The organism is Bradyrhizobium icense, from assembly GCF_001693385.1.
Lineage (GTDB): Bacteria > Pseudomonadota > Alphaproteobacteria > Rhizobiales > Xanthobacteraceae > Bradyrhizobium > Bradyrhizobium icense.
Genome location: NZ_CP016428.1, coordinates 2,341,324 through 2,357,510, shown reverse-complemented (window position 1 = coordinate 2,357,510; position 16,187 = coordinate 2,341,324). Strand labels below are relative to the sequence as shown.

Genomic DNA, 16,187 nt, shown 5'->3' with positions numbered 1-16,187 from the left:
TCGAGATCGATCGCCTTGCCGATTCATGAGCGAAATCAAAGTGATACGCGACTCCCCAGCGACAACGGCGAAGCCGTTGCGCGGAGATGCCGGCGGAGAGTGTGGAGTAAGCACATGCACCACATCACCCTCGACAGCCAAACTGATTTCGATGGCTGGCGTAAAGCGGCCCGCACGCTGGCGCTGAATGATGTGAAACCGTCCGACGTGAGCTGGCGCGTGGCTGATGATGATGATGAGCCCGAACTGTTCGAGCCGACCGCGCCACCGCTCGAACCGCCACAGGGCACCTTCAACGTACCGGCCAGATTCGTTGAACTGGCGGAGGTTGCGATCCTGCATCGCAACCCCGAGCGCTTCGCCCTGCTCTATCGCCTGCTATGGCGGTTGCGAACGCATCACGATCTACTTGAACTCGCGACCGATCCTGACGTGGCTGAAATCACCGCGATGGCCAAGTCCGTGCGCCGCGACGAGCACAAGATGCATGTCTTTGTCCGCTTCCGCGAAATAGGTCGCGAACAGAAATCGCACTTCGTCGCCTGGTTCGAGCCGGAGCACCACATCGTCGAACTGGCCGCCCCGTTCTTCGCGCGCCGTTTCGCCGACATGCCCTGGTCGATCCTGACGCCTGATCTCTGCGCGCATTGGGACGGCCATGTCGTCTCGTTCACGCCGGGCGTCAGCAGAAGCGAAGCCCCCAGCGCGGACCGGCTGGACGAAATCTGGCGGCGCGATTACGCCAGCATCTTCAATCCAGCACGGCTGACTGTGAAGACGAGGAACCTGCAAGAGGGTTCAATGATTAAGCCTGCAGTCAAGCGTGCGGAACGCGACGCTACGGAACCATATCAGGCGCCAAAACGGCCGGAGCCGCCCATGGTGCGCAGAAGAGTTCAGGACGACATTGAGACGCTGCGCGAAGAAGCCGCCGATTGCCGCGCCTGCCCTCTTTACAAGAATGCGACGCAAACCGTGTTCGGCGAAGGCCGGCAAACCGCGCGGATCATGCTGGTCGGCGAGCAGCCTGGCGACAAGGAAGATCTCGCCGGAAAGCCGTTCGTCGGACCCGCGGGGCAAATGCTCGACCGCGCGCTGGAAGAAGCCGGCATCGACCGCCGCACGGTCTACGTCACCAATGCTGTGAAGCATTTCAAGTTCGTGCCGCGCGGAAAGGTCCGCCTGCACCAGAAGCCGAACACACCTGAGATCAAGGCCTGCCGGCAGTGGTACGAGCGCGAGCTGGCCGCGATCAAACCCGACCTGGTGGTGGCGATGGGCGCAACCGCAGCGCAAAGCGTGTTCGGGAAAATCACGCCGATCAACAAGAACCGCGGCCACCCGATCGATCTCGCCGATGGCACCAGGGCGCTGGTCACGGTGCACCCGTCCTATCTGCTGCGATTGCCGGACGCCGATGCCAAGGCGCGCGAATACCGGCGCTTCGTCCAGGATCTCAAAATCGCCGCCGGCGTGCTGCGAAAATCAGCACATGCGGCCTGAATTCCGCCAATCCGGCAGGCGCAATTTCTGGTGAAATATAACGGGAAAAATTGACAATCCTGCCCGCAACCATTAATTGATGAAAGACACAATCGCATTCTCAAGGGAATGTGGGACGTCTGCTCACGCTGTGATGCTCCCACATGGTCGACGCGCTGCGCGGTTCCCTACCTCCAGCCCCGGCGCCGTGCAGCGCGCGACCCTCTTCCTAGCTAGAGCGAGATGATTTTTCCTGGAATCGTCATCTCGCTCTATCTTTTTTGTTTGAGCATGATCTTTTCGAAAAACCGGTGCCCACTTTTCCGGATCATGCTCTCGCCACGGCCTCCAGTTCTGCAATATCGAACTTGACCATCTTCAGCATGGCCTCGGCAACACGCTTGGCTTTTGCGGGGTCGGGATCGTTCATCAATTCGCCGAGCCGTCTGGGCGCGATCTGCCAGGAGAGGCCCCAGCGGTCCTGCAGCCAGCCGCATTGCTCGATCTTGCCGCCCTCCCTCAAGGCGTCCCACAAATGGTCGATCTCCGCCTGCGTGTCGCATTCGACCATGATCGAAAAACTGTGGTTGAACCGGTCGAGGGGACCCGCCTCGATCGCCATGTAGCGCTGGTCGCCCAGGGTAAAGGCCGCGATCTTGACGCTGCCGGGCGGGCCGCTCGGGCTCTCGGCCGGCAGCGACGAGACCCACTGGACTGACGAGCCGCGGATCAGCGAGGTGTAGAAGCCGATCGCGGCCTCCATATCCTTTTCGAACCAGAGATGCTGTGTGACCTTCATCGAAGCTGCCTTTCTCCATCAGCTACCGGCCGGCGCGCGGCCGCTTCTGTGGCAAGGACGGATGGAGGAGGCGGCGTTCCGACAGGGGCAATCAAAAATATTGTGGAATTTCCCTGAACCACCTGTGGCCCGGACAGCGCGCATCCCTGGCCATACGCGGCCGGGATAGCCTAACTGTCATTAACGGTTCGCAATCTCCTGCTGGCATGATGCCGGCGCGATCTGCTGTCGGCGAGCCTCTACGTACCGTTCTCGAACCTGTTCTGACGCCATCGGCGATGCGGTCGGGACGCTGCCGTGGCAGGCCCGACGGATAGCGGGAGACCGGAACCAAACTGCGGCCTTCTGCTTTCCGCAAAGTACCTGACAGAGGATGATAGGACACCAACATTCACACATCACGCGAACCCAACAGCTCTGCAGCCGGAGCCCGCCATGACCAAAAAGCCCCCGAATGGCACCAAGCTGATCCACGACCCGATTCGGGAGGAAATGCTGGACAGTTTCGATGAAGAACTGGAACTTGAGATCGACGACGATCGCCTCGATGCGCTGACCAATGAATTTGCCGACCATACGGCAGAAGAGACGATCGATCGCCGCGTGTACTTCAAGGAATTATTCCGTCTGCAGGGTGAACTGGTAAAACTGCAGACCTGGGTGCAGCAACACCAGCTCAAGGTGGTGGTGATTTTCGAGGGGCGCGATTCCGCCGGCAAGGGCGGCGTCATCAAGCGCATCACCCAGAGGCTCAATCCGCGGGTCTGCCGCGTCGCGGCGCTGCCGGCGCCGAACGAGCGTGAGCGCACCCAATGGTACTTCCAGCGTTACGTTTCGCATTTGCCGGCCGGCGGTGAGATCGTGCTGTTCGACCGTAGCTGGTACAACCGCGCCGGCGTCGAGCGAGTGATGGGCTTCTGCACCGAAGATGACGTCGAAGAATTCTTCCGGTCAGTGCCGGAATTCGAGCGTATGCTCGTGCGCTCCGGAATCACCCTCATCAAGTACTGGTTTTCCATCACCGACGAAGAGCAGTATTTGCGCTTCATGATGCGGATCCATGATCCACTCAAGCAGTGGAAGCTCAGCCCGATGGATGTCGAATCGCGCAGCCGCTGGGAGCAATACACCAAGGCCAAGGAAGCGATGCTGGAGCGTACCCACATTCAGGAAGCTCCTTGGTACCTCGTCGAGGCCGATGACAAGAAGAAGGCACGACTGAACTGCATCGCGCATCTGCTCGAACAAGTTCCCTACCAGGAAATCAAGCGCGAGCCGGTGGTACTGCCGCCGCGGGTTCGCAACCCGGAATATAGCCGCGGGCCGATTCCACCCGAAATGTACGTACCGTCGCGCTATTGAGCGCGGGACCGAAGACTATGCTCAGTCGAAACGAGCGGCAAATAATGAAGGCCTGCATTGGAGATACAGGCCTTTCCTCATGTGACCTCGCACTTCATGTGCGATCGAAGTTGAAGTGACGTACTCCCTTACGACGCCGCCAGCTTGTTCTCGACCAGCTTGATCCAGTACGAGGTGCCGTACACGATCGCCTCGTCGTTGAAATCGTAGGCGGGATGGTGGAGCCCTGCGCTGTCGCCGTTGCCGCAGAAAATGAAGGCGCCGGGACGTGCTTCCAGCATATATGCAAAATCTTCTGCACCCATCAGCGGCGGCATCTCGTGGACGTTCTGGGCGCCGGCCACTTCCTTGGCAACCCGCGTGGCGAACTCGGTCTGCTCGGCGTGATTCTTGGTGACGGGATAGCCGCGCTCGTAAATGAGGTCGATCTTCGCCCCGGTCATCCTGGCTACGCCCTCGCACACCTCACGCACCCGCTTCTCGACCGTTTCGCGCACTTCCGGTGTCAGCGTCCGCACGGTGCCGCGGAGTTCGGCGGTCTGCGGGATCACGTTCCGCGCATTGCCGGCATGGAACTCGCAGATCGAGATCACGGCCGAATCCAGGGGATCGATGGTCCGCGACACGATCGACTGCAGCGCGGTAATGAGCTGCGAACCGACCAGCACGGAATCGATGCATTTGTTCGGGCGCGCGGCATGGCCGCCAAGCCCCTCGATCTTGATATCGATCGAGTCGGTCGCGGCCATCACGGGGCCGGTCCGGATGGCGAAGGAGCCGACCGGAATTCCCGGCCCATTATGCATGCCGTAGACCTGCTCGATGCCGAAGCGGTCCATCAGCCCGTCCTGGATCATGGCGGCAGCGCCTGCCCCGCCCTCCTCGGCCGGCTGAAAGATCACGACCGCGTCACCGGCAAAATTCCTGGTTTCGGCAAGGTACCGCGCTGCACCCAAAAGCATCGCGGTGTGGCCATCATGTCCGCAGGCATGCATCAGGCCCGGCGTCTTGGAGGCATGAGGAACGTTGGTTGCCTCTTCGATCGGCAGCGCATCCATGTCGGCGCGGAGCCCGATCACTTTGATCTCGCCCTTGCCGGGCTGCTTGCCCTTGATGACGCCGACGACGCCGGTGCGGCCAAGGCCGGTGGCGACCTCGTCGCAGCCGAATTCGCGCAGGCGGTCGGCCACGAATGCTGCAGTGCGGTGCACGTCGTACAGCAATTCGGGATTTTCATGGATATCGCGGCGCCAGGCCTGAATATCGGGTTGCAGATCGGCGACGCGGTTAACGATGGGCATGGGAATTCTCGAACCTCAGGTTGGAACGTTAGACCTCTGTAGCATGCAAGCGGCGGTCCACCCAAGACGCACAAGGAACATCCTGCCCCGCCGGCAATGCCGGGCTTGTCCCGGCCATCGGCGTCTGACTATTAGGGCGGAAAGACGTGGACGGGTGGAAACGGACAATGCCGAAACGGCTTGAAGGCGATTTCGATTATATCGTGGTGGGCGCTGGCACAGCCGGCTGCATCATGGCCAACCGGCTGTCGGCCGATCCCAAAAACCGCGTGCTGATCCTGGAGGCCGGCGGCAACGACAACTGGATCTGGTTTCACATCCCGGTCGGCTATCTCTTCGCGATCGGCAATCCCCGTTCGGACTGGATGTTTCGGACCGAGCCGGAGCCCGGTCTCAACGGTCGCTCCCTTGCCTATCCGCGCGGCAAGGTGATCGGCGGCTGCTCCGCCATCAATGCGATGATTTCGATGCGAGGCCAGGCCGCCGATTACGATCACTGGCGGCAGCTCGGCCTGACCGGCTGGGGCTATGACGACGTCAAGCCGCTGTTCAAACGGCTGGAGGATCATTTTCTCGGTGAAAGCGAACATCACGGCATTGGCGGCGGCTGGCGCATCGAGGCGCCGCGGCTGTCGTGGGAAGTGCTCGACGCGGTCGGCGATGCCGCCGAGGAAATGGGCATCAGGCGCATTGCGGATTTCAACACTGGCGACAATGAAGGCGTCAGCTATTTCCACGTCAACCAGAAGCGCGGCCGGCGCTGGTCGTCCGCGCGCGGTTTTCTCAAGCCGGTGCTGAGCCGCGCCAATCTGCGGCTGGAAAAGCACGTGCTGGTCGACCGGCTCATCATCGAGAACGGCCGCGCCGTCGGCGTGCGCTTCATCCAGGGCAATGAGGTGTTCGAGGCCCGCACCAAAGGTGAAGTCGTATTGTGCGCGGGATCGATCGGCTCGACGCAGGTGCTGCACCGCTCCGGCATCGGACCGGCCGACTGGCTGTCACCGCTCGGCATCGATGTCGTGCTCGACAGACCGGGCGTCGGGCGCAACCTGCAGGACCATCTGCAGCAGCGCGCGATCTACAAGGTCGAGGGCGTCCGCACGCTGAACGAGACCTACTGGTCGCTGGTCCGGCGCGGCATGATGGGGCTCGATTACGCCTTCCGCCGCCGTGGGCCGCTGACGATGGCGCCATCGCAGCTCGGCATCTTCACGCGCTCCGATCCACGCCGCGCACGCGCCAACATCCAGTTTCACGTGCAGCCGCTGTCGCTCGACAAGTTCGGCGATCCCCTGCACCGCTTTCCCGCGATTACCGTGAGCGCCTGCAATCTGCAGCCAACCTCGCGCGGCACCGTGCGCATCCGCTCGGCAAAGCCAGACGAGGCGCCGTCGATCGCGCCGAACTATCTTTCGACCGACGATGACCGCCAGGTCGCCGCGGACGCCATCCGCACCACGCGGCGGCTGATGAAGCAGAAGCGGCTCGAACGCTACCACCCGGTCGAATACCTGCCCGGCCCCAGCGTCGGCGACGACGACGCCTCATTGGCAAAGGCCGCCGGCGATATCGGCACCACGATCTTCCACCCCGTCGGCACCGCGAAGATGGGCACCGCCAACGACCCGATGGCGGTTGTCGACGAGCGGCTGCAGTTCTACGGCATCGCGGGCCTTCGCGTCGCCGACGCGTCGGCGATGCCCACGATTACGTCCGGCAACACCAACACGCCGACAGCGATGATCGCGGAGAAAGGCGCGACGATGATACTGGAGGATAGACGCAAATAGCTGCATGACGAAGCAGCCCAGATGACCCAACGGACCATCTGGGCTACACGCTCACGCTACTGCGCCCTGCGATAGTGCCGCGTCGACCTCTGCCGCATCCGCGGTTCGGGCGCGGGCACAGCCTGGTTGTAATAGGCATTGGAATTGTAATACGCATTGGACTGATTGAACGACCGGTATGCCGGCCGGCCGTTGAGCACGTCGGCATTGGGGTGATAGAAGGAATAGGCGCCGGGCTCCTGGATCGCGGCTTGCGCGAACACGGGCGTTGCGATAGCGGTCATCAGAAATGCGGCGGCGAGTGTTGGGATAGATTTGGTCATTGGTGATATCCTCTTTAACGTGAAATCACTCCACCCAATTGGGTATCGCACCGCAAAAGCCGATAGCCGTGCTACGGCTCTCACCGCGATTTGAAAAGCCGTGCTTGAAAGCGCGCGATGGCGTGAACGCGCGAGATACGCCCGCCGGCACATCAGGAGAATATTTGCCTACGAATGAAACGATCGGCCGGCCTGCCCGCGCTGGACTATCGGCGCAGACGTGCGGCGGCAGAATGAGATGAAGGCCCGCCGCCTTCCGGTTGCAAGATCCGCAAAACTGACACAGATTTCGGGCATTGCCGGAGAATAACGGCGAACGCGAGCATCGGAGGGCACGTCCATGATCAAGGTCAGCGTAATGTATCCCAATACGCCCGGCGGGCGCTTCGATCACGACTACTACCGCGACAAGCATATGCCGCTCGTGAAGGCGCGCATGGGCGACGCCTGCAAGTCCTACACGGTCGACAAGGGCCTGGCCGGCGGCGCGCCGGGCGCGCCAGCGACCTATGTCGGCATGTGTCACATCTTCTGCGACTCGGTCGAGGCGTTCCAGGCCGGCTTCGGGCCCCATGCCAAGGAGATCATGGCCGATATCCCGAACTATACCGATCAGTCTCCGGTCATCCAGATCAGCGAAGTCGTCGTCGGCTGATGCCGCAGCCTCCCGGCTCGCGATGTAGGGTGGGCAAAGCGAAGCGTGCCCACCATTTGTCATCGAGCGCGTTCCTTGATGGTGGGCACGCTTCGCTTTGCCCACCCTACCGACTGCGAGCTGATTTGCCTCGCGCCCAAGCGAAATTTCAACGCGCGGCTGCGACCAATTGGCACGACGGGCAAATCACCAAAAGTCTGTCCAGCCCTTCCGACAAAAATATTCCACTTAACTTCGAGAGCAAATCATCGGCATAACTCCGCCCATCTCACCCAATTGAGGGGCGGGTCGCGATCGTCACGAACGTGCGGTGAGATGCGATGGACGCGGAAGGCGCAAGACGTAGGCGCCGGAAGCGTACGGCGAAGTCGTGTGGTTCGGGCGCCGCGGTGCTGGCGTTAAGTCCTTAAGAAGCGAAGCTTCTCAGGGGCGACGGAGGCAAAAGAGCCGTTCTCCGGGAAGAGCACGAAGTAAGCCGTAAGGCCATTGCGCAGGGAAGGCCGGGATGCTCCCGCTGTACCTGTATGCTCGTGTGCGTTCTTCCTATGCGCAATTGCACACGAGACCGCGGGTGCAGCAAGCACCCGGTCTTCCCCATAGGCGTTAAGTTTATTCTTGAGTGTTGGAATCACGTGTGATTCCAAAACGGGATGGCAGACGAATCGCTTCTGAACGAGGACTGGACGAGAGTGGTTACGCAGCTCGGCGGGGCTGCGCAGCTTGAGATAAGTGCGCGCCAGACGAAGGCTTTCGTGCGGCGCCAAATTCCAGATGCGGTGTCGTTACTTCGGCTGATGCTGGCCTATTGTCTGGGTGAAAGAGGGTTGAGATCGACAGCCGCGTGGGCCGCTTCTGTTGGCCTTGCCGACCTCAGCAGCGTGGCGTTGTTCTATCGCCTGCGTCAATGTGGCGATTGGTTTGCAGTGCTGGTGGAGGGCTTGCTCGCTGCGGCAGCCCCGAAGGCGAGCCGAGGCCGCCTGATCCGTATTATCGATGCGACGACAGTGCCTCAGGCAGGACCGGCTGCGCGCAGGAACAGTGAGCTTTGGCGCGTTCATAGTGCATTCGATCTGCCATATGAGCGCTTTGGTCACTTCGAGCTGACAGATCAGCAAGAGGGCGAAACGTTTGACCGGATACCGGTGGTCAAGAACGAGATCCGCATTGCTGACCGCGCATATCTGCAACCTGACCGCATCGCCGCTGTCCGCGACGCCGGGGCAGACGTTTTGATCCGAGCGGGCTGGAAGAACGCACGTTGGCTTGATGCCAAAGGCCTTCCGTTCGATCTGATGGCCCAATTGCGTGCGGCGAAGGCGCACGGACTGATCGATCGGAGGATTTGGATCAAACGCAAGGACGGTGCGCCTCTGGCTATGCGTCTGGTCGCAGTCAAGAAGCCCGCCGGTGCAGTCGCGGCTTCGCGTCGTAAAGCCCGGCGAGACGCACAAGACGAAAACCGCGTCATCTCCAAAGAAACTCTGGAAGCCGCGGATTGGGTCATTCTGGTCACGTCGCTCGCACGGAACGAGTTCTCCACCAAGGATGTACTCGCGCTCTATCGACTGCGATGGCGCATCGAACTTGGCTTCAAGCGACTGAAGAGCCTGATTGGTCTCAAGACGCCACCTGGAACCGATCCGCGCTCCGCCAAGCCCTACCTGCTGGCCCACCTCTTGATCATCCTGCTGCTCGAGCCGCTTGCCCGCGACTTCGAGGACTCTCCCCGCTGGATGCAGGCCGCCTGACGACACCTGGCGCTTGGCGTATTCTGCAACAACTCGTTGCATCCTTGCTACAAGCGATCATTCCACAACCAACCATCCGTTGCTTCCGCCGCAGAAAACGAGCGCTTGGGCGGCACCTGCGCGAGCCTCCTCGAAAACGTCGGTATCAATCGATGCTCGCGCTACCTTAACGCCTATGCGGTCTTCCCTGCGCCCTCTGTTTTCGGAGGGCGAAAAGAAAAAGCAAAGCTCGGGCGCCATGCGTCGCGAGATCGCGAAGTCATACTCCGTTGTCATCGTCCGCCAACGGGTCGCGCGAATGCGCGCCCGATGACAGGCTCCAGCGGACGATCCAGTATCCCAGAGACGCCAGTGATTGAACCGAGAAGCCAGCGGCGTACTGGATCCCCCGCCTTCGCGGGGGATGACGGCGTTGGTACCGCAATTCAGAAATTGCAGAGCCCCCGCCTCACCCCCGCAGCGCCTGCAGTCCCTTGAACGTGAGCCGCTTGGGGTCGCGGACGCCGGCGAGATAGAGCTTGCGGATGAAGGCGACCGCCGCATCGCGGTCGCAGTCGGTCAGCGCAACGATAGCGTCGACGGCAATTCGCTGGGCGTCCATGGGCTTCCTCATGCTGTCAGGTGCCGCAAGGCACGCAGCGTAGGGGCACGCCGGTTAATCCGGCGTTAACCGTGAGGGCATTTTGGACGATTCGTCTTCACACACGTATACGCGAAATAACGCATGGAACCGTCCGGACGCAGCCACCGCCGATGCGAGTTCACGAATACTGCATCACGCCATCATCGATCTTGCCGTAGCGGAGCGTGACGATGTCGAGCGCGTAGTTCTGGTACAGCCGCCACGGCCGCTTCGAGCCCTGCTTGGGCAGTTTGGCGATCGAGCGCTGCACGTAGCCGGAGGAAAAATCGAGCGACGGCAGTTCGGTGACGTCAGGGTCGACATTATGCGGCATGCATTGCTTGTAGCCGTTGCGGTCCATGTAGTTGATGAGGCGGCAGACATATTCGCAGGTCAGATCGCACTTCAGCGTCCACGACGCGTTGGTGTAGCCGAACGCGGACGCCATGTTCGGGATGTCCGAATACATCATGCCCTTGTAGTTCAGCGTGCGCGCGAAATCGACCGTGCGGCCGTCGACACTGACTTCAAGCCCCCCGAGCACCTGCAGGATCAGTCCGGTCGCGGTGACGATGATGTCGGCCTCGAGCTCGCTGCCGTCCTTCAGCTTGATGCCGCGCCTGGTGAACGTATCGATCTCGTTGGTGACGACGGAAGCGCGCTTGTCGCGGATCGACTTGAACAGGTCGCCGTCGGGCACCAGACACAGCCGCTGCTCCCACGGATTGTAGCGCGGCGTAAAATGCTTGGCCACGTCGTATTCCGGCCCCAGCGCCATCTTCACTCCGCCGAGGATGAGTTGCTTGGCGCGGTCCGGCTTGCGCCGGCAGAGCTGGAAGAAATACATGCCGAACAGCACATTGCGCCAGCGGATCAGGTGATAGGCGAGCTTGGCGGAAAGATTCCGGCGCAGCTTGTTGGCAAGCGCATCTTCCGCCGGCCGCGCCACCACGTAGGTCGGCGAACGCTGCAGCATGGTGACGTGCGCAGCGGTCTTCGCCATTTCCGGCACCAGCGTCACCGCGGTGGCGCCCGAGCCGATCACGACCACGCGTTTTCCCGCATAGTCGATATCCTCCGGCCATTTCTGCGGATGTACGATCTGGCCGGCGAAATCCGCGGTGCCCGAAAACTCCGGCGTGTAGCCCTCCTCGTATTTGTAGTAGCCCGAGCACATGAACAGGAAACTGCAGGTGAAGCGCGCGATCTCGGTTGCGCCCTCGCCTGTGGTGCGTTCGGCTTCCACCGTCCAGCACGAATCCGGCGAAGACCACGACGCGCGATTGACGCGGTGGTGGAAACGGATGTGCTTGTCGATGCCGTTGTCGGTTGCGGTCTCGCGGACGTAGTTCAGGATACGCGGGCCGTCGGCGATCGCCTTCGGCTCGGTCCACGGCCGGAACGAATAGCCGAGCGTGTACATGTCGGAGTCGGAGCGGATGCCGGGATAGCGGAAGAGATCCCAGGTGCCGCCGATGCAGTCGCGCCCCTCCAGGATCACGTAGCTCTTGCCCGGGCACTTCTCCTGCAGGTGATACCCCGCGCCGATCCCGGACAGTCCCGCGCCGACAATGAGGACGTCGAAATGCTCTGCCGTATCGGTCATGGCGATCTCCCTGCTTTCAGATGTAATGGGCAGCAGGCAGAAATTGCAACTCGCATTGTCAGGTTGCTGCGACGATACAGGCTGTATCGGAATTTACTGTTGAATTTCAACCATCGCAGGTTGTGCGACCGGCCAGCAAAAAGCCCCGGATCGCTCCGGGGCTTGGTAGTGCCTTGGCGTTTACTTCAGGACGTCGCCCGCGACGGCACATCCTGCGTGAAATCAGTAGCGGTAATGATCCGACTTGAACGGGCCTTCCGGCTTGACGCCGATATAGTCGGCCTGGTCCTTGCGCAGTTCGGTCAGCTTGACGCCGATCTTGGCGAGATGGAGCCGCGCCACCTTCTCGTCCAGCGTCTTCGGCAGCACGTAGACCCTCTTCTCGTACTTGCCGTCCTTGTTGTTGGCGAACAGCTCGATCTGCGCCAGCGTCTGGTTGGTGAAGGACGCCGACATCACGAACGACGGATGGCCCATGGCGTTGCCGAGATTCACCAGACGGCCCTCCGACAACAAGATAATGCGGTGCTTGTCGGGGAATTCGATCTCGTCGACCTGCGGCTTGATGTTGGTCCATTTCAGGTTACGCAGGCCCGCGATCTGGATCTCGTTGTCGAAGTGGCCGATGTTGCAGACGATGGCGCGATCCTTCATCGCGCGCATGTGGTCGATGGTGATGATGTCCTTGTTGCCGGTCGCGGTGACGAAGATGTCGGCGCGGGGCGCGGCGTCTTCCATGGTGACGACTTCATAGCCTTCCATCGCCGCCTGCAGCGCGCAGATCGGATCGACTTCGGAGACCATGACGCGGCAGCCGGCCTGGCGCAGCGAGGCGGCCGAGCCCTTGCCGACGTCGCCGAAGCCCGCGACCATCGCGGTCTTGCCGGACATCATGACGTCGGTGCCGCGGCGGATGCCGTCGACCAGCGACTCGCGGCAGCCGTAGAGATTATCGAATTTCGACTTGGTGACGCTGTCGTTGACGTTGATGGCGGGGAACAGGAGCGTGCCCTTGTTTGCCATGTCGTAGAGGCGGTGCACACCCGTGGTGGTCTCCTCCGAGACGCCCTTGATGTTCTTGGCGATCTCGGCGAAGTAGCCCTTCGGCTTCTCCTTCAGGAGGCGCTTGACGAGCGCATAGAAGATTTCCTCTTCCTCCGAAGTCGGCTTGTCGAGGAAGGCGGTATCGCCCTGCTCGGCGCGGTAGCCGGCATGCACCAGCATGGTGGCGTCGCCGCCGTCATCGAGGATCATGTTGGGCGTGCCGCCGCCGTGCCAGTCGAACAGCTTTGCGGTGTAGTCCCAGTATTCGGCAAGCGTCTCGCCCTTCACCGCAAACACCGGAATGCCGGCGGCGGCGATCGCGGCAGCCGCATGGTCCTGCGTCGAATAGATGTTGCACGACACCCAGCGGATGTCGGCGCCGAGTGCGGCCAGCGTCTCGATCAAGACCGCGGTCTGGATCGTCATGTGCAGGGAGCCGGCGATGCGGGCGCCCTTCAGCGGTTGCTTCGGACCGTATTCCTCGCGCGTCGCCATCAGGCCCGGCATCTCGGTCTCGGCCAGCGAGATCTCCTTGCGGCCGAACTCGGCGAGCGAGATGTCCTTGACGATGTAGTCGGTGAAGGCGGGCTGCTTGGCGGCGGCGGTGGTCATGGGGAGTTTCCCTCTGTTGAGCTCGTCATTCCGGGGCGCGCGTGAGCCACGAACCCGGAATCTCGAAATCATGGAAAAAGATTCCGGGTTCACCGCTGTCGCGGTGCCCCGGAATGACGCTGTTAAAACTAAACCGCGCGCTTGAGCGGCTCGACCAGATCGGTCTTCTCCCAGGAGAAGCCGCCTTCATTGTCGGGCGTGCGGCCGAAATGACCATAGGCCGCGGTGCGCGCGTAGATCGGGCGATTGAGATCGAGATGGGTGCGGATGCCGCGCGGCGTCAAATCCATTGCCTTCGCCGCCGCCTTCTCGAGCTGGTCCTCCGGCACCTTTCCGGTACCGTGGGTGTCGATATAGATCGACAGCGGACGCGCCACACCGATCGCGTAAGCAAGCTGCAGCGTGCAGCGATCGGCGAGACCGGCGGCGACGATGTTCTTGGCGACGTAGCGCGCGGCATAGGCAGCCGAACGGTCGACCTTGGTCGGGTCCTTGCCGGAGAAGGCGCCGCCGCCATGCGGGGCTGCGCCGCCATAGGTATCGACGATGATCTTGCGGCCGGTGAGACCGGAATCGCCGTCGGGACCACCGATGAAGAATTTTCCGGTCGGGTTGATGTGCCAGATGGTCTTGCCGTTGATCCATTCCTTCGGCAGCGCTTCGCGGACATAGGGTTCGACGATGTCACGGATCTGACTGGAAGTGAGGTCCTCGACCAGATGCTGGTGCGAGACCACGATCTCGCGGACGCCGACCGGCTTGCCATTCTCGTATTGCACGGTGACCTGGCTCTTGGAGTCCGGACCCAGCACCTTCTCGCGGCCGGAGTGGCGGGCTTCGGAAATCAACCGCAGGATCTTGTGGGCGTAGAAGATCGGCGCCGGCATCAGGTCGGGCGTTTCGTTGGTGGCGTAGCCGAACATGATGCCCTGATCGCCCGCGCCTTCTTCCTGGTTGCTGGGCTGCTTGGCATCGACGCCCTGCGCGATGTCAGCGGATTGCGGATGCAGCAGGATTTCAATGTCGGCGGTCTTCCAGTGAAAACCCTCCTGCTCGTAGCCGATGTCCTTGATCGCCTCGCGCACGGTGCTTTCGATCTGCTCATTGGTGACCGATTCCGGGCCGCGGGTTTCACCGGCGATCACCACCTTGTTGGTGGTTGCGAGCGTTTCGCAGGCGGCACGGATCTGCCACGGATCGATGCCCGCCTTCGGACCTTCCCGGTAGAACAGGTCGACGATCTCGTCCGAGATTCGATCGCAAACCTTGTCCGGATGACCCTCGGAAACCGACTCGCTGGTGAAGAGATAGGACGCGCGCATCAACAAACCCCTTGTTCCCGCCGGACCCCGGCGGCTGTCTGTGTTGTGTATCCTGGAATGTCAGTCGCGACGGCGCGAAATGACGTAGGATTCGTCGTAAAACCAAAGCCCATTATGCTTGCGCAGAACCTCTCTGGTGGCATCGAGGGTTCGGCTGTTTTCAGTCATTTCCGTCAACCGGTCATCTTCGATCTGGGCGACATACACCGCCGCGTTCCACGCTGCAAAGGCCGTCGAGGTTCCGATCGAGCCGGTGACCTCGTTGGGCAGCGCTTCCATATCATAACGGAAGATGGAACGGTTATCGGCATAGGCATTAAAGTTAAGATCCCGCCCGGCCGAACCCAGCTCGTATTTCACCGCGCGCAATAGCTCATGGCGGCTCACGGCGAAAGGATTTTCTCCCGGCCAGACCGCCTGGATGATTTCCAGGCCCGGATCCTGCCCGTGGGAGTGAATTCCAATCAAACGGCCGCCTGCCCGCAAGCTCCGGGCCAATGGCGCGATAATCCGCTTGGCGCGGAAATTCACAGAGGATTTCGCCCGGTATGGCTGGGATGCGATCACGAGGTCGAAATTGGCCTCGGTTCGGCCTGCCCGCGGGATGATCGAATCAAGCAGGAACCGGTGGTCCTCCCGGTACAGCACCAGCGCCACCGGCCGCTCATAGATCGGCATGCCCGATTTGGGGCTGATATTGGCCCGCCAGTTCTGTTCCAGAAACGGCCCCAGTTCTGCGATCTGGGTCTCGAATTCCCCCGAAGAGCCCCCCCGGAGAGCCACCTCATGCCAGAGCATGCCCGCGGCTGCCGCAGGCGAAGCCGGCGTCAGCCAGGGCGCCTCCGCGTAATGCATGTTGGTCAGGACGACGACGGTCGCGGGGTGCTCGAACAGCCGGTCCGGCACCTTGTCGAGCGTGAGACGGACGTCCTCCAGGCTCAATTCCTTGCCGGCGATGTAGAACGGCATATGGGGAAAGCGGCCGTGCATCGAGCGCATCACCCTTGCCAGCACCGTGCCGTCGCCGACGCCCGCATCGAATACCCGCAGCGCCGGCGGCCGTGGGTGCAGGCTGGAGAGCTCCAGCGCCACCCGCTCCGCAATCACCCGCTTTTCGCTGCAGGTATGGACGAACAGCAGGTATTTCTGCCGGTTCTCGAAGAAGCGGAAATTGCCCCTGGGGTCGCGCTTTTCCGGCGGCACTTCGAGGCCGCGCGGCGGCGGCAGCGCGCCGGTGGACGCCGCGATATAGGCCTGGATGCGGTCCAGCGTATCGATGGTGATGCGCTTGCCCTCACGCAGCCGGTGCACCAGCTTGCCGTCGTTGACCGCCCGGCGGCCAAACGTCGTCTCCGCCATGTCGGCCTGGCGGCAGAATTCGGTGATCTGGCTGAGGATCTGGTCGTTTTTCATGGCAGAGGGTTTGGGAAGCACCGGTGGGCAGCACGAGATGGCCCGGTTGTCCTACCACCATCTGCCCACCGAGGGAAATGAATCCCTGTCCGGCCCAAGCGCCGTCGT

The 16,187-nt window shown here is 61.7% G+C and carries 13 protein-coding genes; 5 read left to right on the top strand and 8 right to left on the bottom strand.

Going from position 1 to position 16,187, the window contains the following annotated elements:
* Positions 1–114 precede the first annotated feature (114 nt).
* The gene (locus LMTR13_RS11060; protein ID WP_065727903.1) at positions 115–1,503 is read left to right on the top strand and encodes a UdgX family uracil-DNA binding protein; all 1,389 of its coding nucleotides are present in this window, start codon (positions 115–117) and stop codon (positions 1,501–1,503) included.
* Between the two features lie 307 nt (positions 1,504–1,810).
* Here LMTR13_RS11060 and LMTR13_RS11055 read toward each other — a convergent pair whose 3' ends face one another.
* Positions 1,811–2,281 carry a VOC family protein gene (locus tag LMTR13_RS11055; protein WP_065727902.1) on the bottom strand — a complete coding sequence of 157 codons (471 nt, stop codon included), beginning with the start codon at positions 2,279–2,281 and terminating at the stop codon, positions 1,811–1,813.
* A 435-nt stretch (positions 2,282–2,716) separates the two neighbouring features.
* Here LMTR13_RS11055 and ppk2 point away from each other — a divergent pair, with 435 nt between their 5' ends.
* Positions 2,717–3,643: a polyphosphate kinase 2 gene (gene ppk2, locus LMTR13_RS11050; protein WP_065727901.1), complete on the top strand. Its 927-nt coding sequence runs from the start codon at positions 2,717–2,719 to the stop codon at positions 3,641–3,643.
* 128 nt (positions 3,644–3,771) lie between these two features.
* On the opposite strand, the gene LMTR13_RS11045 is transcribed toward ppk2, so the two are convergent.
* On the bottom strand, positions 3,772–4,944 hold the full coding sequence (locus tag LMTR13_RS11045) for a M20 aminoacylase family protein (protein ID WP_065727900.1): 1,173 nt from the start codon (positions 4,942–4,944) through the stop codon (positions 3,772–3,774).
* Positions 4,945–5,111: 167 nt separating this feature from the next.
* Between LMTR13_RS11045 and LMTR13_RS11040 the strand changes: the two genes are divergently transcribed.
* The gene (locus LMTR13_RS11040) at positions 5,112–6,734 is read left to right on the top strand and encodes a GMC family oxidoreductase (protein WP_065727899.1); all 1,623 of its coding nucleotides are present in this window, start codon (positions 5,112–5,114) and stop codon (positions 6,732–6,734) included.
* Positions 6,735–6,790: 56 nt separating this feature from the next.
* On the opposite strand, the gene LMTR13_RS11035 is transcribed toward LMTR13_RS11040, so the two are convergent.
* The gene (locus tag LMTR13_RS11035; protein ID WP_065727898.1) at positions 6,791–7,057 is read right to left on the bottom strand and encodes a hypothetical protein; all 267 of its coding nucleotides are present in this window, start codon (positions 7,055–7,057) and stop codon (positions 6,791–6,793) included.
* A gap of 340 nt (positions 7,058–7,397) precedes the next feature.
* On the opposite strand from LMTR13_RS11035, the gene LMTR13_RS11030 reads away from it, so the two are divergent.
* Both LMTR13_RS11030 and LMTR13_RS11025 read left to right on the top strand, forming a co-directional pair.
* Complete coding sequence (locus LMTR13_RS11030; protein WP_057854156.1) at positions 7,398–7,712, top strand: EthD family reductase; 315 nt, start codon at positions 7,398–7,400, stop codon at positions 7,710–7,712.
* A gap of 650 nt (positions 7,713–8,362) precedes the next feature.
* On the top strand, positions 8,363–9,460 hold the full coding sequence (locus LMTR13_RS11025; protein ID WP_065727897.1) for an IS4 family transposase: 1,098 nt from the start codon (positions 8,363–8,365) through the stop codon (positions 9,458–9,460).
* 448 nt (positions 9,461–9,908) lie between these two features.
* Here LMTR13_RS11025 and LMTR13_RS41630 read toward each other — a convergent pair whose 3' ends face one another.
* The 5 genes from LMTR13_RS41630 to LMTR13_RS11000 form a co-directional block, all read right to left on the bottom strand.
* Positions 9,909–10,061, bottom strand: coding sequence for a hypothetical protein (locus LMTR13_RS41630; RefSeq protein ID WP_197521069.1), 153 nt, complete (start codon positions 10,059–10,061; stop codon positions 9,909–9,911).
* Positions 10,062–10,221: 160 nt separating this feature from the next.
* Positions 10,222–11,688: a flavin-containing monooxygenase gene (locus tag LMTR13_RS11015; RefSeq protein ID WP_065727895.1), complete on the bottom strand. Its 1,467-nt coding sequence runs from the start codon at positions 11,686–11,688 to the stop codon at positions 10,222–10,224.
* A gap of 222 nt (positions 11,689–11,910) precedes the next feature.
* A complete protein-coding gene (gene ahcY, locus LMTR13_RS11010) occupies positions 11,911–13,344 on the bottom strand; it encodes an adenosylhomocysteinase (protein ID WP_065727894.1) in 1,434 nt (477 codons plus the stop codon).
* Positions 13,345–13,472: 128 nt separating this feature from the next.
* Complete coding sequence (metK, locus tag LMTR13_RS11005) at positions 13,473–14,666, bottom strand: methionine adenosyltransferase (RefSeq protein ID WP_065727893.1); 1,194 nt, start codon at positions 14,664–14,666, stop codon at positions 13,473–13,475.
* Positions 14,667–14,726: 60 nt separating this feature from the next.
* The gene (locus tag LMTR13_RS11000; RefSeq protein WP_065727892.1) at positions 14,727–16,079 is read right to left on the bottom strand and encodes a hypothetical protein; all 1,353 of its coding nucleotides are present in this window, start codon (positions 16,077–16,079) and stop codon (positions 14,727–14,729) included.
* Positions 16,080–16,187: the final 108 nt, after the last annotated feature.